Source organism: Actinoplanes sp. KI2, from assembly GCF_025630775.1.
Taxonomy (GTDB): Bacteria; Actinomycetota; Actinomycetes; order Mycobacteriales; family Micromonosporaceae; genus Actinoplanes.
The window spans coordinates 1-19388 of record NZ_JAOSZE010000087.1; the positions used below are offsets into that span (position 1 = coordinate 1).

At 72.0% G+C, this 19388-nt stretch carries 17 protein-coding genes; 10 read left to right on the forward strand and 7 right to left on the reverse strand.

Annotated features, from left to right (window positions below; translation table 11 throughout):
* Positions 1-96 precede the first annotated feature (96 nt).
* The 5 genes from ODJ79_RS45685 to ODJ79_RS45705 all read left to right on the forward strand — a co-directional run bounded on the left by ODJ79_RS45685 (position 97) and on the right by ODJ79_RS45705 (position 5456).
* Positions 97-1692, forward strand: coding sequence for an alpha/beta hydrolase (locus ODJ79_RS45685; RefSeq protein WP_263030021.1), 1596 nt, complete (start codon positions 97-99; stop codon positions 1690-1692).
* A 257-nt stretch (positions 1693-1949) separates the two neighbouring features.
* Positions 1950-2537 (forward strand): TMEM165/GDT1 family protein, encoded by a 588-nt coding sequence (locus ODJ79_RS45690; RefSeq protein ID WP_263030037.1) that lies wholly within the window; start codon positions 1950-1952, stop codon positions 2535-2537.
* 10 nt (positions 2538-2547) lie between these two features.
* Positions 2548-3504, forward strand: coding sequence for a cyclase family protein (locus tag ODJ79_RS45695; RefSeq protein WP_263030022.1), 957 nt, complete (start codon positions 2548-2550; stop codon positions 3502-3504).
* Positions 3497-4756 (forward strand): UDP-N-acetylglucosamine-peptide N-acetylglucosaminyltransferase, encoded by a 1260-nt coding sequence (locus tag ODJ79_RS45700; protein WP_263030023.1) that lies wholly within the window; start codon positions 3497-3499, stop codon positions 4754-4756. Before ODJ79_RS45695 ends, ODJ79_RS45700 begins: the two co-directional genes overlap by 8 nt.
* Positions 4757-4784: 28 nt before the next feature.
* Positions 4785-5456 carry a tetratricopeptide repeat protein gene (locus tag ODJ79_RS45705; protein WP_263030024.1) on the forward strand — a complete coding sequence of 224 codons (672 nt, stop codon included), beginning with the start codon at positions 4785-4787 and terminating at the stop codon, positions 5454-5456.
* Here the strand turns inward: ODJ79_RS45705 and ODJ79_RS45710 are convergent, their stop codons facing one another.
* Entirely contained in the window at positions 5457-6635 is a 1179-nt protein-coding gene (locus ODJ79_RS45710; protein WP_263030025.1) for a TolB family protein, read from the reverse strand.
* Positions 6632-7147 carry a SigE family RNA polymerase sigma factor gene (locus ODJ79_RS45715; RefSeq protein WP_263030026.1) on the reverse strand — a complete coding sequence of 172 codons (516 nt, stop codon included), beginning with the start codon at positions 7145-7147 and terminating at the stop codon, positions 6632-6634. Before ODJ79_RS45715 ends, ODJ79_RS45710 begins: the two co-directional genes overlap by 4 nt.
* Positions 7148-7459: 312 nt before the next feature.
* Between ODJ79_RS45715 and ODJ79_RS45720 the strand changes: the two genes are divergently transcribed.
* Complete coding sequence (locus ODJ79_RS45720; protein ID WP_263030027.1) at positions 7460-8746, forward strand: NAD(P)/FAD-dependent oxidoreductase; 1287 nt, start codon at positions 7460-7462, stop codon at positions 8744-8746.
* 50 nt (positions 8747-8796) lie between these two features.
* Positions 8797-9510: a LamG domain-containing protein gene (locus ODJ79_RS45725; RefSeq protein WP_263030028.1), complete on the forward strand. Its 714-nt coding sequence runs from the start codon at positions 8797-8799 to the stop codon at positions 9508-9510.
* Between the two features lie 107 nt (positions 9511-9617).
* Here the strand turns inward: ODJ79_RS45725 and ODJ79_RS45730 are convergent, their stop codons facing one another.
* Positions 9618-10838 carry a glycoside hydrolase family 18 protein gene (locus ODJ79_RS45730; RefSeq protein WP_263030029.1) on the reverse strand — a complete coding sequence of 407 codons (1221 nt, stop codon included), beginning with the start codon at positions 10836-10838 and terminating at the stop codon, positions 9618-9620.
* 116 nt (positions 10839-10954) lie between these two features.
* Here ODJ79_RS45730 and ODJ79_RS45735 point away from each other — a divergent pair, with 116 nt between their 5' ends.
* Complete coding sequence (locus ODJ79_RS45735; protein ID WP_263030030.1) at positions 10955-13033, forward strand: phage holin family protein; 2079 nt, start codon at positions 10955-10957, stop codon at positions 13031-13033.
* On the opposite strand, the gene ODJ79_RS45740 is transcribed toward ODJ79_RS45735, so the two are convergent.
* The 4 genes from ODJ79_RS45740 to ODJ79_RS45755 all read right to left on the reverse strand — a co-directional run bounded on the left by ODJ79_RS45740 (position 13002) and on the right by ODJ79_RS45755 (position 16065).
* Positions 13002-13832, reverse strand: coding sequence for an SDR family NAD(P)-dependent oxidoreductase (locus ODJ79_RS45740; protein WP_263030031.1), 831 nt, complete (start codon positions 13830-13832; stop codon positions 13002-13004). The two genes, ODJ79_RS45735 and ODJ79_RS45740, sit on opposite strands and share 32 nt — an antisense overlap.
* A 75-nt stretch (positions 13833-13907) precedes the next feature.
* A complete protein-coding gene (locus tag ODJ79_RS45745) occupies positions 13908-14534 on the reverse strand; it encodes an HAD-IA family hydrolase (protein ID WP_263030032.1) in 627 nt (208 codons plus the stop codon).
* Positions 14535-14597: 63 nt separating this feature from the next.
* On the reverse strand, positions 14598-15350 hold the full coding sequence (locus ODJ79_RS45750) for a hypothetical protein (protein WP_263030033.1): 753 nt from the start codon (positions 15348-15350) through the stop codon (positions 14598-14600).
* Positions 15351-15399: 49 nt separating this feature from the next.
* Positions 15400-16065 carry a DedA family protein gene (locus tag ODJ79_RS45755; RefSeq protein ID WP_263030034.1) on the reverse strand — a complete coding sequence of 222 codons (666 nt, stop codon included), beginning with the start codon at positions 16063-16065 and terminating at the stop codon, positions 15400-15402.
* 146 nt (positions 16066-16211) lie between these two features.
* Between ODJ79_RS45755 and ODJ79_RS45760 the strand changes: the two genes are divergently transcribed.
* Complete coding sequence (locus ODJ79_RS45760; protein ID WP_263030035.1) at positions 16212-17399, forward strand: MFS transporter; 1188 nt, start codon at positions 16212-16214, stop codon at positions 17397-17399.
* 98 nt (positions 17400-17497) lie between these two features.
* Positions 17498-19114 (forward strand): glycoside hydrolase domain-containing protein, encoded by a 1617-nt coding sequence (locus tag ODJ79_RS45765; protein WP_263030036.1) that lies wholly within the window; start codon positions 17498-17500, stop codon positions 19112-19114.
* The last annotated feature ends 274 nt before the right edge of the window (positions 19115-19388 follow it).

Below are 19388 nucleotides of genomic sequence, written 5' to 3' on the forward strand. Positions count from 1 at the left end.
GAATGGCTGCTTCGGCGCCCCCCGGGGGGGGGCGGCCGCGTTGCGGCCGCCCACGCCTCAGCATATTGGGGCGAACCGGACATGAGAGGGCTGAGGATGAGAAGACTTCTGGCGGCGGCGACGACGATCGCCTTGGTGGTGATCTGCGCCGCGACGACCGAGGCCCACGCCGACCCGGTACGCGCCAGGACCGGGTGGTTCCCGCAGATCACCTGGGGAGCGTGCACCGACCAGTCGCTGCTTTCGCACCGGGCCGAGTGCGGCGTGCTGGCGGTGCCGATCGACTACAAGAAGCCGGACGGGCCGAAGATCAACCTGGCCGTGTCCCGGATCAAGCACACCGTCCCCGACGACAAGTACCAGGGCGTCATGCTGGTCAACCCGGGCGGGCCCGGCGCGAAGGGACAGAGCCTCGCGGTGATCGGGTCGCTGGTCCCGAAGAACGGGGGCGACGCGTACGACTGGATCGGTTTTGATCCTCGCGGGGTCGGCGCCAGCAGGCCGGAACTGAGCTGTGACCACACCTACGCCGGGTACAACCGACCGGAGTACGTGCCGACCACCACCGCGATCGAGACGGCCTGGCTGACCAAGGCCGAGGCGTACGCCAAGGCCTGCGGTAGGGCGGGCGGCTCGCTGCTGGACCACCTGAAGTCCCAGGACACCGTCCGGGACATGGACAGCATCCGGCTCGCGCTGGGCGCCAGCCAGATCAACTTCTACGGCTTCTCGTACGGCACGTATCTGGGCCAGGTGTATGCCACCCTCTTCCCGTCCCGGGTGCGCCGGATGGTGCTGGACGGCAACGTCGACCCGACCCGGGTCTGGTACGACGCGAACCTCGACCAGGACATCGCGTTCGATCGGAACATCAAGATCTACTTTGCCTGGATCGCGAAGTACGACCAGGTCTTCCACCTGGGTACCACCGAGCAGGCCGTGCAGCGGGCCTACTACGCCCAGCGGGAAGCGCTGGACGCGGCGCCGGCCGGTGGCGTGATCGGCTCGTCCGAGTTCACCGACGTCTTCCTGCAGGCCGGGTACTACGTCTTCGGCTGGGAGGAGATCGCGAACGCGTTCAGCGCCTGGGTCAACAAGCACGACCCGGAGCCGCTCAAGAAGCTGTACGACAAGGACAGCCCGCCCGGCAAGGACGCCGACAACGGGTACGCGATCTACCTGGCCGTGCAGTGCACCGACGTCGCGTGGCCGACCAGCTGGACCAAGTGGAGTTCGGACAACTGGGCGGCGTACCGCCGGGCGCCGTTCGAGACCTGGGCCAACGCCTGGTACAACGCACCGTGCCGCACCTGGCCGGCCAAGGCGGGCGTGCCGACCACGGTCTCCGGCGACACCGTGCCGCCGATCCTGCTGCTCAGCGAGAGCAAGGACGCGGCCACCCCGTTCAGCGGCAGCCTCGAGGTGCGCAAGCGGTTCCCGAAGGCGTCGCTGATCGAGGGCGTCGGCGGGACCACGCACGCCGGCTCGCTGTTCGGCGACGACTGCGTGGACAACGCGGTCGCCGACTACCTGATCAGCGGTGCGCTGCCGGCCCGCCGGTCGGGCGACCGCTCCGACAAGCACTGCCCGCCGCTGCCCCAGCCGAACCCGCTCAACGGCGCCGGCACCGCCAAGCACACCGCCGACGTACGGACCCGCCTCCTGCTGGAACGCCAGATCGTCGGCCACTGATCCGAGCCGGCCGGTCGGGGGGTGAGGATGGACACCTCCCGGCCGGTCGGCGGGTCTCGCCCGGTAGACTTCGATCTGCGAAGGGGAGTAGCTCCCAACGTCGCGGTCGACATGCTGATCCCGGGTTTCCCGAGGTCCGGCCGCGCGGCCTCGGTTCGAGGCGAGCGAGACCTTCGACTTGGCTGTTGTTCCATGACGGCCGGGTCGAGGTCGCCCCGCGCCACTTCCTCCCGGTCCCGATCACCCGGGAGTTTTTCGTGGATGGTTTCCTCGCTGCGCTGGTACTGAGCTTCGCGGTCATCTTCGTGGCCGAGCTCGGCGACAAGTCGCAGCTCATGGCGCTGACCTTCGCCACCCGCTTCAAGCCCGTACCGGTGCTGATCGGCATCACCGTGGCCACCGCGCTGGTGCACCTGGTCTCGGTCGGCATCGGTTACGGCCTCGGCGCCACGCTGCCCACCGGCTGGATCTCGCTGATCGCCGGCGTTGCCTTCCTGATCTTCGGTGCCTGGACGCTGCGCGGCGACAAGCTCACCGAGGACGAGAAGACCAAGGCGGAGCGTACGAACGGATCGGCCATCCTCGCCGTCGGCGGCGCGTTCTTCCTGGCCGAGCTCGGTGACAAGACGATGCTGGCCACGATCACCCTGGCCACCCAGCACGGCTGGTTCGGCACCTGGCTGGGCTCCACGCTCGGCATGGTCGCCGCGGACGCGCTGGCCATCCTGGTCGGCCGTCTTCTCGGCCGGCACCTGCCCGAGCGGGTCATCAGGTACGGCGCCGCCGCTCTCTTCGCTATCTTCGGCATCTGGCTGATCGTGGAAGCGATCATCGAACTGCGATAGGGGACCAGCCGTGCTGCAGTACCGGGCGGAGCTCGACGCCGCCGTCACCCTTGCCGGCGGCGGGAGCCTGCGCGTCCAGGGCCTGCGGATCGACGTGCCGCACCCGGACGTCACCCGGGCCGAGATCGGGGCGTTGCTGGTGGCTAAGCTCGGCCTCCGCGACGCCGAGCGGGTCGAGCTGGACCAGGTGCGGATCTTCGGCGAGCGGGCCGAGCCGACCGGCGCCGCGGCGATCCGGGCCGAGTTCGTCGAGCTCAGCCATGTCATCTCGGCCGGCATGACGACCTATCCGGGGCTGCCCGGTCCGGCGATCAGCCCGCACCTGACCTGGGCCGACTCCCGCACCCGGTACGCCGAGGGCACCGAGTTCAGCATGGACCGGATCGACATGATCGGGCAGACCGGTACCTATCTGGACAGCCCGCGGCACCGGTACGAGGACGGCGCCGACCTCGCCGGGCTGCCGCTCGGGCGGCTCGCCGACCTGCCGGCCGTGGTGGTCCGCATGATCGGCAGCGGGCGGCGCGCGGTCGAGGCCGGCGACCTCGAGTCGTTGACGCTGGCCGGGCACGCGGTGCTGCTGCACACCGGCGGCGACCGGCACTGGGGCACGGCCGCGTACGCCGACGACCACCCCTACCTGAGCGCGGACGCGGCCCGGCTGCTGGTCGAGCGGGGTGTCGCGCTGGTCGGCATCGACGCGATCAACATCGACGACACCTCGGCGGCCGCCGGGGGACAGCGGCCCGCGCACAGCATCCTGCTGGCCGCCGGCATCCCGATCGTCGAGCACCTCACCGGCCTCGCCGAGGTGCCGCCGACCGGCGCCCGGTTCACCGCCGCGCCGCCGCGGATCAGCGGGTTCGGCACGTTCCCGGTCCGGGCCTTCGCGACCATGCCCTGGTACGAGCCGCACGACCACACCCGCTCGGCCGGGTGGCTGCCCACCGGTTCCGGCGATGACTGAGACCGGCCCGGCCGTCGCGATGGCGGCCGTGCAGTTCCAGCGCGGCGACGCCACCGCGGCGGCCGAACTGCTGGGCCCGGTGCTGGTCGCCGAGCCGGACAACGTGCGCGCGTTGGTGCTGATGACACACGCCCAGCTCGCCCTCAAGCAGCCCGAGCTGGCGTATCAGGCCGCGCACCGGGCCGCTCTGGTCGCGCCCGAGTCGGCCGAGGCGCTCGGCGCGCTCAGCCGGGCGTTCACCGGGCTCGACCGGCACGACGAGGCGATCGAGGTGGCGCGCCGGGCCGTCGAGCTGGAGCCGGAGAACGCGTACCGGCACAACCGGATGGCGTGGGCACTGCTCGGCGACGGGCGGCGGGCGGTGGAGGCCGAGCACGCGGCGCGGCTGGCCGTGCAGCTCGACCCGAACGAGGCCGACTTCCGGATCACGTACGCCGTGGTGATGAAGCAGCTGACCTACACCGACCGGGCTCGGCAGGCGCTGCGCGACGCGCTCGCCCTCGAACCGGACAATGCGGTCGCCCAGCACGAGCTGGCCACACTCGACGTGGTGCATCGCAACCCGTTCGCGCTGGGCCGGCTCGCCCGCGGTGCGGCGGGGCTGGCCGGCGCGCTGCGGGCCGACCCGCGCCAGCAGGCCAGCCGGTTCATGCTCGACGTGGCGCTGCGCCGGTTCCTGGTCTACACCGCGGTGCTGCTGGCGGTGCTCGCGTACGTGGGCTGGCGGATGGCCGATTTCTCGGTGGGCGGTGCCCGGGTGCTGGCCGGGGCGGCGGCACTGGCCCCGATCGGGTTCGCGACGTACTTCGTGACGCGGCTGGACCGCTCGCTCCGGACGTACCTGATGACCGTGGTGACCCAGGGCCGGCAGCGGATCGCGGCGATCGGCGCCGCGCTCTGCCTCGCCCTGCTGCTCGCCGCGACGGTGGCGCCGGCCGGCTGGTTGCCCTGGCTGCTCGGGGTGGCCGCGATCGGCGGCTTCGCGGTGCGGCTGCTGACCGTCTCGGCGTCGAACGCGCACGTCCGCTCGGCCGGGGTGAAGCTCGCGGTCGACCGGGTGAGCATCGTGCTCTGGTGGGTGGTGATCGGCTGCGTGGTGGTCGCGATCGTGCTGGAGCTGGGTGTGACCGATCCCGCCTGGTGGCTGTCGGTCATCGCCCTGCTGCTGGTGCTGGCGGCCGGGGTCTGCCTGGCGGTGCTGGTGCGGCGGCGTCGCGCGGGTCACAGGAGGTTCCGCGGAATAAGCTCCTGAAATCCGGCAGATCGCCGATGATGAGCCCGTGCCCTCCGACTTCGCTCCGCCCGCTGCCGCCCCGCGCGGGGCCGCCGCCGGCCCGACGCAGCCCAGCATCGCCCGGGCCACGGCGCAGTTCGAACGGATGGACCCGGCCGGGGCGGTCCGCGAGCTCGAGCCGGTGCTCGCCGCCGACCCGGCCTCGGTCGAGGCGTGGCTGCTGATGGCCCGGCTGCGGCTCGCGCTCGACGAGAACCAGGCCGCGCTGGAGGCGGCGAGCAACGCGATCGCGCTGGCCCCGGACGACCCGCGCGGGCCGGCCACCGCGAGCCGTGCCTTCAGCCTGCTCGGCCGGCACGACGACGCGGTCGCCATGGCGCACCGCGCGGTGATCGCCGACCCGAAGAACCCGCTCTGGCACGACCGGGTCGCCTGGGCGCTGCTCACCGCCGACCGGCACTTCTCCGACGCCGAGCAGGCCGCGCGTACCGCGATCGGGCTCGACCCGAACGAGGCGCACTACTACTTCACGCACGGGCTGGCGCTGGATGCGCTCGGCCACGCCGACCAGGCCCGGCAGGCGCTGCTCACCTCGCTGCGGATGGAGCCGGACAATCCGGCCGCGCAGCATCGGCTGGCCGTGCTCAACGGCGAGGCCGTTCGCGAGTCCGCCCCCAAGAAGCGCGGCCTCAAGCTCTTCGGCCGTAAGACCGGATAGCTATCGGGTGTACGCCAGGAGGTCGAGCCCGTTCAGCTCGGCCGGCTCGGTCGCCTGCACCAGCAGCTTGCCGGCGGGCGTGAACAGCGACAGCGTCGTCCTCGTGCCGTGCCGGGCGCGTACCAGCAGGTTGCCGTCCGGGTCGAAGAACGTGCCGACCACGCTGCCGGCCACCGGGAGCGGCACCACCTCGCCGGTGACCGTGTCCACCACCGCGTCCGCCGCGGTCGGTGCGTCGGCGCTGGTCTCGCCCGTGCTCTGCAGCGGCACGGTGACCCGCCTGCCGGTCGCGTCGACGCTGGTCGGCTTGCAGGCGGCCAGACCGTCCGGATTGTCCACCGGCTGTGGGTCGCCGAGCATCGGGACCTCGGTGTCCGACCCGCCGGACGCCACCTTGAGCGCGCAGTAGTCGGTCGCGTAGACCAGCGCGCTGCCATCGCCCGACCAGCGGAAGTGCTGCCCGTCGGCGAGCGTGCCGGTGAGCGGGGTGAGCGTGCCCGAGCCGACCTGCACGACGGCCGGGGTGGTGGTGTCGATGAGCAGCCGGTCGCCGTCGGGCGACCAGGCCGGCGGCTGGGCGGCGGTGCTCACGCCGGTGGCCAGCGGCTGCGGGACGCCGCCGGAGTCCTCGACGAGCAGGGTGCCGCCCTGGGCGTACGCGATGCTCTTGCCGTCGGGGGAGACGCCCACCGCCGACGGCGCCTTGGACAGGACGGTCGCCACCGCGGCATCGTCGGGTGACAGGCGCAGCACGTCGGGATCGGTGCCGGTCTGCTGGTAGAAAACGTGGCCGGGCAGGTCGGCGAGCGAGCGGGACGCCGGGGCGGCCGGCGGGGCGGGCCGCGGCTGGTTCTTGTGCCGGGGGCCCACGCTGTTCGGCGTCGGGTGGTGGTGGGCCGGCGTCGGGGGCCGGTGGGTGGCCGGCCCGAACGTGGGCATCGGCCCGGTGGTCGCGGCGGCCGACGAGCGCAACGCGTACGGCGGCGCCTGCGACTCGCCGTCCGACAGGTGCCACAGCCCGCTGGCCAGCAGCCCGATCACGGTCAGCGCGGCACCGGTGCCGACGGTGGCCTCCCGGCGGGCGATCCGGCGGGAGCGGCGGACGGCCGGCTCGTAGAGGTCGACCGGCTCGACGGCGTCGGCCAGATCGCACAGCGACTCGCGCAGACGGTCGGTCATCGTGGTTTGTCCTGGGTGAGTACCCGCAGGTCGGGCAGCAGCGTGCGGAGGCGCTCGAGAGCGCGGCCGGTCTGCGTCTTCACCGTGCTGATCGAGACGCCGAGCAGTTGGGCGGCCTCGGCCTCGGTGCGGTCCTCGAAGAAGCGCAGCACGATCATCGCGCGCTGCTTGGCGGTCAGCGTGAGCAGCGCCCGGCGCAGGGTGAGCCGCTGCACGGTGTCGTCGGCCGGGTCGTCGCCGGCCGGTTCCGGGCCGACGTCGCCGGGCAGCACCTCGGCGACCTTCGGCCGCCGCCAGAGGGAAGCCTGCGCGTGATACATCACCTTCCGGGCGTACGCCTCGGCGTTCTCCGGCCTTTCCAGGCGATGCCAGGCCCGATGGGTACGCGCCAGCGCCTCCTGGACGAGGTCTTCGGCGAGGTGCTGGTCGCCGGTTAAAAGGTACGCCGAGCGCAACAAAGCGCGCGTCCGGCTTCGGACGAAATGCGCATAGTCGGCCTCTCGGGCGTCCATTGCCAGCTGTCCGATCCGGGGGTGGTGGGAGTCGTGAGCGTACCCACACGGCTCAAACACCGCGCTGGTAGCCACGCCTCCCCCCTTCGCCCAAATGATCGCCCCAGCAACCCATGAGGTCCCCATCGTTCGATGCCTCCCCGTGTGGGCACCGGCCGACATATATGAAGACGTGAATTCACCCGGGCATGGTCGACGGCCGTTCGGCGGATTTTCCGGTGGGCCGAACGGTCAGCGAGTCCTCCGTCACATCGGGCCCGGGCGGATGTCGTTACCGTCGGAGGGACGCGCGACTCGTACGGGAGGACCGGCATGGCACGTCCCCGGATCGTGATCGTCGGCGCCGGGTTCGCCGGCTTCGCGGTGGCTCGCAAACTCGCCAAGCTGTCCCACGGCAGCGCCGAGATCGTCCTCGTCAACCCGACCGACTACTTCCTCTACCTGCCGCTGCTGCCCGAGGTCGCCACCGGGCTGCTCGAGCCGCGGCGGGTCACCGTCTCGCTGGCCGAGGCGCTGCCCGGGGTGCGGGTGGTGCTCGGCGAGGCGGAAGGCTTCGACCTGGCCGGCCGCACGGTGCGCTACGTCGACCCGGAGGGCGGCAGCGGCAAGATCGGTTATCACCGCCTGGTGATCGCCGTGGGCAGCGTGAACAAGCTGCTGCCGGTGCCCGGGGTAGCCCAGTTCGCGCACGGCTTCCGCAACATCTCCGAGGCGCTCTACCTGCGCGATCACATCACCCGGCAGATCGAGATGGCGGTCGAGGCGCCCGATGACGCCGAGCGGCAGGCGCGGTGCACGTTCGTCGTGGTGGGTGCCGGCTACACCGGCACCGAGGTCGCGGCGCAGGGCGTGCGCTACACCGAGGACCTGGTCCGGGCCCGTCCCGAGCTGCGTGACCGGCCGCGCTGGCTGCTGGTCGACACCGCCGATCGGGTCCTGCCCTCGCTCGACCGGCGGCTCGCCGACGCGGCCGACGCGGTGCTGCGGGAGCGCGGCGTGGAGATCCGCACGGCGACCAGCGTGCAGGAGGCGAGCGCGGCCGGCGTACGACTGTCCACCGGGGAGCACGTGCCGACGAGGTCGCTGATCTGGTGCGTCGGGGTGCGGCCCGACCCGCTGGTCGACCGGCTCGGGCTGCCCACCCGCGAGGGCCGGCTGGTGGTCGACGAGTTCCTCGCCGTGCCCGGCTATCCGGACGTGTACGCGATCGGTGACGCCGCGGCGGTGCCCGACCTGACCATGCCGGGGCAGATCACCGGGATGACCGCGCAGCACGCCGTGCGGCACGGTCATACCGCGGCGCTGAACATCGCGGCGTCGTACGGGCGGGGGCGGCGTCGCGCGTACCGGCATCACGACCTTGGTTTCGTGGTCGACCTGGGCGGGCTGGACGCGGCGGCCAACCCGCTCGGCGTGGCCGTCAAGGGGTTCCCCGCCAAGGTGGTGACCCGCGGCTATCACCTTCTGTCGATGCCCGGGAACCGGGTGCGGGTGGCCGGTGACTGGCTGCTCGACTCGCTGGTCGGCCGGCACGGCGTCCAACTGGGACTCGTTCGCGGTACGGCCGTTCCGCTGGAAAGTGAATCCCCGCGGACGTAGGGCGCCCGCTATTTGATCCGGACATAACTGTTACAAGTGATAATTCAGGCATGCGATCTCGATGGCTCGCCTTGCTGACCGTCCCGGCCCTGGCCTGGGCGCCTCCCGCCGGGGCCGGCGTGCCGACCGGCGGCGTGGTCACGGCCAGGTACACGTTCAACGGGCGGTCCGGCTCGGTGATCGACGCATCCGGGCACGGGCACACGCTCCGCATCGTCTCCCGCAACGGCGGCACGGTCCGGGCGGTCGTGCACGGCCAGGGGACGGCGTTCGCCTTCCCGCCGCGGTGCACCACGGCCGTCTGCCCGCACGTCGCGCTGCAGGCGCCCAGCTCGGCCGATCTCAACCCGGGGAACCGGAACTTCGGGTACGGCGCGGACGTCCTGCTCGCGCCGTCGCTGACCAGCGACGGGCAGAACGTCGTGCAGAAGGGCTACTCGACCACGAGCAGCCAGTGGAAGCTGCAGATCGACGGGCTGGCCGGACGGCCCAGCTGCGTGCTGGTCGACATGCACCTGCCCGTCATCTGGATCGCGGTGAGCTCGGTCTCGGTCGCGAACGGGCGCTGGCACGCGCTCGCCTGCCGCCGCGCCGGCACCGCGCTGGTCGTGTTCGTCGACGGGGTGCCGCGCGGCAGAGCCGCCGTCCCGGCCACGCTGTCGGTCGCCAACCGACGGCCGCTCAGCATCGGCAGCAAGGGCTCCTTCCCCGACAACGATCAGTTCAACGGCGCCCTCGACAACGTCTGGGTGGAGATCGGCTGACCGCGGCTCACTCGGCTGACCGCGGCTCACTCGGCTGACCGCGGCTCACTCGGCTGACCGCGGCTCACTCGGCTGGCCCAAGGCTCACGAGACCGGCTGACCGCGGCTCAGGAGGGGCCGGCAAGGCCGTCGACGACCGCGGTCAACAGGTCGGAGCCGGGGGTGTCGCCGGAGAGCTCCCAGGCGAACGCGCCGCCGAGGGCCTTGCTCCGGGCGTACGCCATCTTGGTCTTGATCGTGCCCGGGGTGTCGTAGGACCACCATTGGGTGCCGCAGTGCGCGATCGCCGTGCCGCCCGCGACGCCGGTCGGTGGGCAGCGCTCGGCCAGCACCTCGTAGTCCTCGACGCCCTTCTCGTAGCGCCCGTCGGCCGGCCCGCTCGCCGAGCCGCCCGGGTCGCTCGCCGTGACACCGGTCCAGCCCCGGCCGTAGAAACCGATGCCCAGCAGCACCTTGCCGGCCGGTACGCCCAGGGCCAGCAGCTTGTCGACGGTCGCCGAGGAGGTCGCCTCGGTACGGGGAATGCCGGGATACGTGGTCAGCGCCGAATGCGGCTCGGTGCGGTGCCGGTCGATGCTGTCGTCGCCGCCGTCCGCGCCGGTGCCGAAGTAGTCGTAGGTCATCGCGCCGAGCCAGTCGACCGGTCCGGCCGCGGCCCGGTAGTCGGCCCGATCGAGCTTGCCCACGTCGGCCGGTACCGCGGCGCTGAGCACCGCCCGCGGACCGAGCGCGGACCGCACCGCCCCCAGCAGCCGGGGCAGGGCGTCCGGCCCGCTGGCGTCGCACTGCTCGCCGCACGCGTTCGGGTACTCCCAGTCCAGATCGATCCCGTCGAAGACGCCGGACCAGCGCGGATCGTCGACCAGCGTCCGGCACGAGGCGGCGAACGCGGCCGGATCGCGGGCCGCGTCGGTGAAGCCGGCCGAGCCGGTCCAGCCGCCGAACGACCAGATCACCCGGAGTCCGGGGTGTTTGGCCTTGAGCTTGCGCAGCTGTCCGAAGTTGCCCCGCAGCGGGGCGTCCGCCGGGTCGGCGACGCCGTCCACGCTGTGCTCGGCCGGGATCGGCTTCTGGTAGTCGGCCCAGGCGTCGGCCGGGGCGCAGCGACCGCCGTCGACCTTGCCGAACGCGTACACCAGGTGGGTGAGCTCCGTCGCGGCCCCGTCGGTGTCGAGATCTTTCACCTGGAAGTCGCGGCCGTAGATCCCCCAGTCGGTGAAGTAGCCGACCACCCGGCGGCCGGGCGGAGCGGGCGCGGGGGTCGGCCGGGGGCTCGGTGCCGAGCAACCGGCGAGGAGCAGCACGAGGGCGGCGATCAGCAGGCGCACCGGGCCGAAGGTATTCCCGGCGGCTGAGAATCGGGCCTTGTCGTTCCCCCGATCGGGTGGCGGCGTGATTTCGGGCACGGTGGGCCATCGGATGCGCACTGTGCGATTGTTGCCCCGTGGCCGTAAGCCCGCAGGAGCCGTCGTCCGCGCCGATAGTTCCGGACCGCGGCCTGGAGTTGCGTGCCCTGCTGAGCTGGCGGCGGATCCTGAGCCGATTGCGGGCGGTGCTGCGCAGCGCGCTGGTCACCTTCGTGGTGCTCACCGGCACGCTCTGGCTGATGCCGGGCGTCGCCAGCTCCGACGTCGTGGACACGCTCGGCCTGGTCCTGCTGGTCGCCGCGGTCGGCGCGGTGCTGCGGCCGCTGCTGCTGGTCGGCATCGTGGCGCTGGGCGGCTGGGGCGCGATGCTGTTCGGCGTGATCGCCCAGATCGCGGTGATCGTGGTGGCGTTGGAGATCGACCCGGCCAACCGGATCGACGGGCTGCCCTCGCTGGTCCTCGCCGCGATCCTGGCCGTGGTTTTCGCCGCGATCCTCGACTGGATGCTGGACAGCGGCACCGACGACACGTTCGTCAAGGAGGCCAAGCGGCTCATGCGCGGGGTGCGGCGGCGCAACGCGCGGCAGGCCGGCGGCCCGCTGCTGACGTTGCGACGGCCCGGCCCGGGCACCGAACCGGGCCTGCTGATGATCCAGCTGGACGGGCTCTCCGAGCCGGTGCTGCGCTGGGCGGTGCGGGCCGGCAACCTGCCGACGCTGGGCCACTGGCTGCGCTCGGGCAGCCACACCATGCGCGGCTGGCACACCGGGCTGCCGTCGACCACGCCCGCGTCGCAGGCCGGCATCCTGCATGGCGCCGCCCGGCAGATTCCCGGCTTCCGCTGGTACGAGAAGGACGCCGGCCGGCTGGTGGTCACCAGCCGGCCGCGGGACGCCGCGATGATCGAGCCGCGGCTCAGCGACGGGCGCGGGCTGCTGCGCGACGGCGGGGTGAGCATCGGCAACGCGTTCAGCGGCGACGCGGAGGTCAACCTGCTGACCGTCAGCCACGCGGCGCTCCCCGGCCGGTCGGCGCGGGGCTGGGCGGCGTTCATGGCCTCGCCGTACGGTTTCACCCGCGCGCTCGTGCTCGGGGTCGGCGAGGTCTTCACCGAGCTGCACCAGGCCCGCCTGCAGCGCCGCCGCAACCTGCTGCCCCGGGTCAGCCGCTCGGGCGCGTTCCTGGCGCTGCGCCCGGCCTCGATGCTGCTGCGCGACGTGAACATCTCGCTGATCGCCGAGCAGATGGCCCGTGGCGCGCCGTCGATCTACTGCGACCTGGTCGACTACGACGAGGTGGCGCACCACGCCGGACCGGCCCGGCCGGAGTCGATGCGGCAGCTGGAAAGCCTCGACCGGATGCTCGGCGTGCTGGAGCGGCTGGCGTCCGAGGCGGCCCGGCGCTACCACATCGTGGTGCTCTCCGATCACGGGCAGAGCCAGGGTGCGACCTTCCGTCAGCGCTACGGCGAGACGCTGAACGAGCTGGTCGAGCGCCTGTCCGGGGAGCCGACCGGCGAGCCGGAGGAGCCCGAGCCCCCGCTGCTGGTGGTCTCGTCCGGCAACCTCTCGCTGCTCTACCTCACCCAGGTCCGGCACCGGCTGAGCCTCACCGAGATCAATCGTGCCTACCCGGAGCTGGTACCGGGGCTGACCGCCCACCCCGGCATCGGCCTGGTGGTGGTGCGCGACGAGGACGGCCCGGTCGCGCTCGGCACCGCCGGCCTGCACCGGTTGCGGAGCGACACGGTCGAGGGCGTCGACCCGCTGCTGCCGTACGGGCCGCACGCCCGCGCCGACCTGCTGCGCCATCAGGAGTCGGAGCACGTCGGCGACCTGGTGCTGATCGGCTGCGTGGACCCGGTCACCGAGGAGGTGGCCGCGTTCGAGGAGCTGGTCGGCTCGCACGGCGGGCTCGGCGGCTGGCAGACCGACGCGATGCTGGTGCACCCGGCCCGCTGGCCGATCGTCCGGCCGGAGCTGAACGGCGCCGACGCGGTCCACCACCAGCTCGTCGACTGGCTGGAGATGCTGGGCCTGCGCAACCATCAGCCGCCGGTGGCCGACCAGCAGGCGGCGCCGATCGAGGCGCCGCCCGCGGCGGACGGGGCCCTGACCAGAACGTCTAGGACACTCGCCGGGCCGCCCGCCGGCTGAGCTGCCACCAGCGGCTCGGGGCGAGTCGCACCAGCCAGTCCGCGGCCCGCGCCTCGCGGGTGATCACCAGGCGTGGCCGGCGGGTCTGTATCGCCGCGACGATCTGCCGGGCGGCCTCCTCGGGCGGCATGGTCAGTGCCCGCTCGGCGAAGCGGCGCGTCTGCTCGGCCTGCTCGCCGTCGGCGTCCGCGCCGCTGATCCGGGCGTTCGCCGCGATGTTGGTCTTGATCCCGCCCGGGTGCACCACCGTCACCCCGACGCCGCGCGGCTCCAGCTCGTGCCGCAGCGCGTCGCTGAAGCCGCGCACCGCGAACTTGCTGGTCGCGTAGGCGACCTGGCCGGGCGGCCCGATCAGTCCGAAGAGGCTGGAGACGTTGACCAGGTGCGAGCCGGGGCGGGCCAGCAGCTGCGGCAGGAACGCCTTGGTCATCCGCAGGACCGCGTGCAGGTTGATCTCCAGCAGCCAGTCGACGTCGGCCATCCGGTTCTGCTCGAACGTCCCGGTCAGCGTCACCCCGGCGTTGTTGATCAAAAGATCGATGCCGCCGTGCCGGGACGCGATCTCGGCGGCCAGGTCCAGCCGGTCGCCACCATCGCTCAGATCGACCACGTACGTGGTGACCGAGCCGGCACCCACCTCGCGGGCCAGGGCCGCGACCTGATCCAGCCCCTCGGCGTCCCGGTCGAGCAGGGCCAGCACCGCCCGGCGCTTGGCCAGGTCGAGCGCGAGCGCGGCGCCGATCCCGCTGGCCGCACCGGTGATCAGGCAGGTGCGCCCGGCGAACGCGAACCGCTGCATCTGACGTGGACCCTCCGCCGCGAGACCGAACATTTCCGTCGAGGTGGCTGGTCCCATTATCGGGCTTCGCCGCCGTCAGCCGTGGATCAAGACCCTGGTCAGATCGGCGAGGCTGGTCAGGCGCAGGTCGCCGGGCAGGCCGCGCAGCGCGGCGGTGTGCGCGCCGGCCGCCCGCGCCGCCTGCAGACCCACCTCGGCGTCCTCGACCACCAGGCAGTTCGCCGGCGGCACGCCGAGCAACGCGGCGGCGCGCAGGTAGCCGGCCGGGTCGGGCTTGCCGGCCTCGATGTCGTCGGTGGTCACCAGCACCCGCGGGGTGATGCCGGCGGCGTTCAGCCGGGCCTTGGCGAGCCGGTCGTCGGCACTGGTCACGACCGCCCAGGGCAGGCTCGTGCGGTCGAGCGCAGCGAGCAGGTCGAGCGCGCCGGGCGTTGCCACCACATCGGACAGGTCGTCGTATTGCAGTTCGAGCTGGCGGGCCGACGCGCGCCGGATCTCGTCCTCGCCCAGATGGCCGAGCAGCTTGCGGACGGTGGTCTCGCTGGGGCTGCCGTGTGCCATCTCGTAGGCCGCGGGGCCGTCCGCGCCGTACTCCTGCGCCCAGCTCAGCCACGATCGCTCGACCGCGCGGTCGGAGTCGACCAGTGTCCCGTCCATGTCGAAGAGGACGGCTCGAATTTCGGCGAGGGAGAAGTCAGCCATCGTTCGAGCCTGACACAAAGCCGCCCCCGGCCAGCCAGGGGCGGCTCAGGTGTGACCGCGTGCTCAGCGACCGCTGGTGCGGCGCGGGGCGCGGCGGGCGGCAACTGGCTCGGCGGTGGCCTTGCGCGCCGTGGTGGCGCGGCCCGTGGTGCTGGTGCTGCGGCTGCTCGCGGCGCTCGCGGTGCTCGCGGCCTTGGCAGCGGTGGTGCGGCGCGCCGTGGCGGTCGCGGCCGTCTCGACCGGAGCCGCCTTGGTGGCGCGAGGTGCCCGGCGTGCCGGGGGAGCCGCCGGGGTCGAGGCGGGGGTTTCGATGGTGGGGGACTCGACGGCCGGGGCGTCGGCGGCGGGCGCCGCGACAGCGGGCGCCTCGGCGGCCGGGGTCTCGACGGCGGGCGCCTCGGCGGCCGGGGCCTCGACGGCGGGCGCCGGCGCCGGGGCCGGGACGACCGCGGTCACGTGCGCCTCGGCGGCCGCCTGGTCGCGCTGCTTCTCGCGGCGGATCAGGTCGGCGAGGACGGCCTTGTCGTACTTGGCGTCGGCGTCGGCCGCCCGGTTCTCGGTCTTCGAGGCCTTGGCGGTGGCCTTCTTGTGTGCCTTGGTCAGACGCACCCGGTCGCGTTCCTGGGTCTTCAGCGAGCGCTTGAGCCGCTTGACCTCGGCCTCGGCGTTACGCAGGGCCTGGGACTGCTGCTGGGCGAGCTCGGTGTTGGTGCGAAGCCGGCTGTCCAGCTCCGTCACGGCCAGCCGGGCCTTCTCGGCGGCGGCACCTGCGGCCGCCGACTGCGCGCGACGGCGGTCGAGCTGAGGGGTGGTCACGAACTCTCCTTCCGTTCCGCACCCCCGAGCACCCCCGACGGGCTGCCCTTCAGCCTTGGGGTTCCTCAACGACTGCCGCGACATTGCGGGCGCGCCGTCGTCTGATGTGCCGGAGGTGCAAGGTGACGTAAGCGATCACCGCGAGGGTGGCAATGGTGATCGCCCACCATTTGTACCGATCTACATGCTCGATGATCTCGACGAGATGGTTACCGAGCACATACGCGATGCTCGTCCACCAGCCGACCCAGAGCGCCGCACCGATCGCGTTGTAAAGCAGGAAGCTGCGCCACGGCATCGCGGTGATGCCTGCGATCAATCCGTTGAACTGCCGGAGTCCGTCAATGAAACGAGCGATGACAACAATACGACCTCCACGCCGCGCGAAAAAAGCCTCCGCTCGATGCAAACGCGCGGGCGTGAGAAAGACGTACTTGCCCCACCGGTACACCACCTTGCGGCCGCCGCGGACCCCGATCAGGTAACCGACGTTGTCGCCGAGGACCGCCGCGGCGAACGCGATCACGGCCACGCCGATGATGTTCAACCGGCCCGCGCCGGCGTAGATGGCCGCGGCCACCATGATTGTCTGCCCCGGTGCGGGGACCCCGAAGCTCTCGAAGCCGATCATCGCGGCAACGGCGAAGTATCCCCAGCGATCAAGGATCGGGGCGACTCCCTGCAGGAATCCGGGTAGCTCGGAAGTAGGTGGCATCGGCTAATACGGTAGCCGGAGCGGGGCGGGGAAAACCTTCGGTGCCACTTCTGTGGCTTAAGCTCCCGATCTGCCCGATGGTGCGAAGTCCCCGTACTTTCTTTAAGGTGTGGCAAAAGGGTGCCGCGTCTGTGAGAGTCGCTCGGGTGATCAGGCGCCCCGGATACGCCCTCGCCGCGCTCGCGGTCGGCACGTTCGCGATCGGGATGACCGAGTTCGTGATCACCGGCCTGCTGCCCGACATCGCGCACGACCTCGACGTCTCCATCCCCGCCGCCGGCCTGCTCGTCTCGGGGTATGCGCTCGCGGTGGTCTTCGGCGGCCCGCTGATCACCGCCGGCGTGGCCGGCCGCCGGCGTAAATCGGTGCTGATCTGGCTGCTGGCCTTCTTCGTGGCCGGCAACCTGATGTCGGCCGTCGCCACCGCCTACCCGGAGATGCTCGGCGGCCGGGTGGTGGCCGCGCTCACCCACGGGGCGTACATCGGGTTCGCCACGATCGTGGCCGGCGACCTGGTGCCACCGTCCCGGCGCAGCAGCGCGATCGCGGCCATGCTGAGCGGGATCACCGTGGCGAACGTGGCCGGGGTGCCGCTGGGCACCCTGCTCGGTCAGCAGCTCGGCTGGCGGGCGACGTTCTGGGCGATGGCGCTCCTCGGGCTGATCGCCGCGGTCTCCACCGCCGTCCTCGTGCCGGCGGGCGCGGCCACCGGCGAGGCACGTGCCCAGGTGACCGCGTTCCGCAACCCGGCGGTGTGGCTGTCGCTGGGCATGACCGCGCTCGCGTTCGGCGCGGTCTATGCGCCGCTGACCTACGTGGCGCCGCTGATGACCGACGTGGCCGGGTTCGCCGACGGCGCGATGCCGTGGCTGCTGGCGCTGTTCGGGCTGGGAATGGTGCTGGGCAACGTGATCGGGGCACGTGGCGCGGACAAGCGTCTGATGGGGACGATCGCCGGCGCCTCGGTCGCGATGCTGGTGGTGCTGGTCGCCTTCGGCTGGACCTCGCACGCGAAGGCGCCGGCCACGGTCACGCTGTTCGTGCTCGGGCTGGCCGCGTACGCCACCGTGCCGGGCCTGACCACCCGGGTGATCACCGCGGCCGACGGCGACGGGCAGAACCTGCTGGCCTCCTCGGCCGCGGTCTCGGCGTTCAACCTGGGCAATGCGGCCGGCGCGTATCTGGGCGGGTTGGCCATCACCGCGGGCTGGGGATACGCTGCGACGCCGCTGGTGGGGGCCGCGATGGAGGTCGGCGCGCTGGGGTTGGCCGTGGCGCTGATCGTCACCGTTCGTAACCGGACAGCCACGCATACCGGGGCAGACCGGAGATAAACCCAAGCGGACTGTCCGATTCGGCCCGTTCGGCCGAGGCGCCGTCGACTATTAGTTGCTTAGCTCCGAAGGTTTGTAACGCGCCGAGAAAGGCAGTCATGGCGGCAACCCACACGCCGCGCCACGCCGGCGCGGCGTTTCTCAACCCGGCACAGCGCAGTCTCGCGATCAAGGCGGCGTTCCTCGTCGTGGTTCTCGGGGCCGCGCTGTTCACGCTGGCCCGGACCAACGCCACCGCCGCCACGGCGTTCAGCACCCAGCAGCCGGGCACCTTCGCCGGCAAGGCGTTCGACGCGTGCACGGCGCCGTCCAGCGCGACCATGGCGGCCTGGAAGGGCACCTCGCCGTACGGCGGGGTCGGCATCTACATCGGCGGGGTCAGCCGCGCCTGCTCCCAGGCGAACCTCACCGCGGCGTGGGTGCAGACGCAGGTCAACGCCGGCTGGAAGCTGCTGCCGCTGTACGTCGGACCGCAGGCCTCTTGCACCACCATGAAGAACAAGATCGACAACACCAAGGCCGTTGTGATGGGGCAGACCGCCGCCACCGACGCGGTGACCCAGGCCGCGGCGCTGGGGCTGGCCAAGGGCAGCGTGCTGATCTACGACATGGAGGCGTACGACTCGACCGACGCGGCCTGCCGGGCCGGCGTGCTGGCCTTCATGAACGGCTGGACCTCGCAGCTGCACTATCTCGGCTACGCCTCCGGCTACTACTCCAGCGTCAGCTCGGGCATCGCCGACCAGATCGCCAACTACTCGGCCGCCGGGTACTCGCGACCGGACTATGTGGACTTCGCTCGCTGGGACAAGCAGGTCACGGTGACCGACGTGGCCATACCGGCGACCGCCTGGCCGGGCCACCGCCGGATGAAGCAGTACCAGGGCGGCCACCAGGAGACGTACGGCGGCGTCACGATCAACATCGACAGCAACCTGGTCGACTACTCCCCGCTGCCGTCGCCGCAGCAGGCCGACTTCACCGGCAACGGCTGGTCGGACGTGGTGGCCAAGCAGGCCTCGACCGGGGACGTCTACCTCTATCCCGGCAACGGCATGATCGCTTCCGAGGCGTCCCGCAAGAAGATCGGCTCGGCCTGGACCGCGATGAACGCGGTCGTCCGGATCGGCGACCTGAACCGCGACGGCAAGGAGGACCTGGTCGCCAGGCAGACCAACGGTGACCTGTGGTTCTATCCCGGCACCGGCAGCGGCCTGGGCACTCGCAAGAAGATCGCCACCAAGTGGACCGGATATCGGGAGATCACCGGGGTCGGCGACTTCAACCGGGACGGCTACCCCGATCTGGTCGCGATCGGCGGCAGCGCCCTTTACCTCTTCCCCGGCAAGTCCGGCACGACGCTGGGCAGCCGCGTGCAGATCGGCGTCGGGTGGGCCGGCATGACCGAGCTGACCGGGATCGGCGACCTGACCAAGGACGGCTACCCCGACCTGGTGGCCCGCGACTCGGCCGGGACGCTCTGGGTGTACCGCGGCAACAAGACGAAGCTTGCCGGGAACATCAAGATCGGTTCTGGCTGGAACGGCTACCGCGATCTGGTCGGTGTCGGCGACTACGACCGAGACGGCACGGTCGACCTGGCCGCCGTCTCGAAGTCGGACAATGGGCTGTGGCTGTTCCTCGGCGGCAACGGCACGGTCAAGTTCCGCAGCCCCAAGCTTGCGACCATGTCCGGCCTCAGCCCACTCGGCTGACCCGGCAGCTTCCGCACGGCAAAGCGGCGGCCGGCCCGAAACCGGGTGCCCGCACGGCAAAGCGGCGGCCGGCCCGAACCGGGTGCCCGCACGGCAGAGGGGCGGCCGGCCCGAAACCGGGTGCCCGCACGGCAGAGCGGCGGCCGGCCCGAAACCGGGTGCCCGCACGGCAAAGCGGCGGCCGGCCCGAACCGGGCCGGCCGCCGCTTGGTTTTGGGGGCGGCTCAGAGCTCGCTGCCGGCCAGGTGGCCGCGCAGTTTGGTGAGCGCCTTGG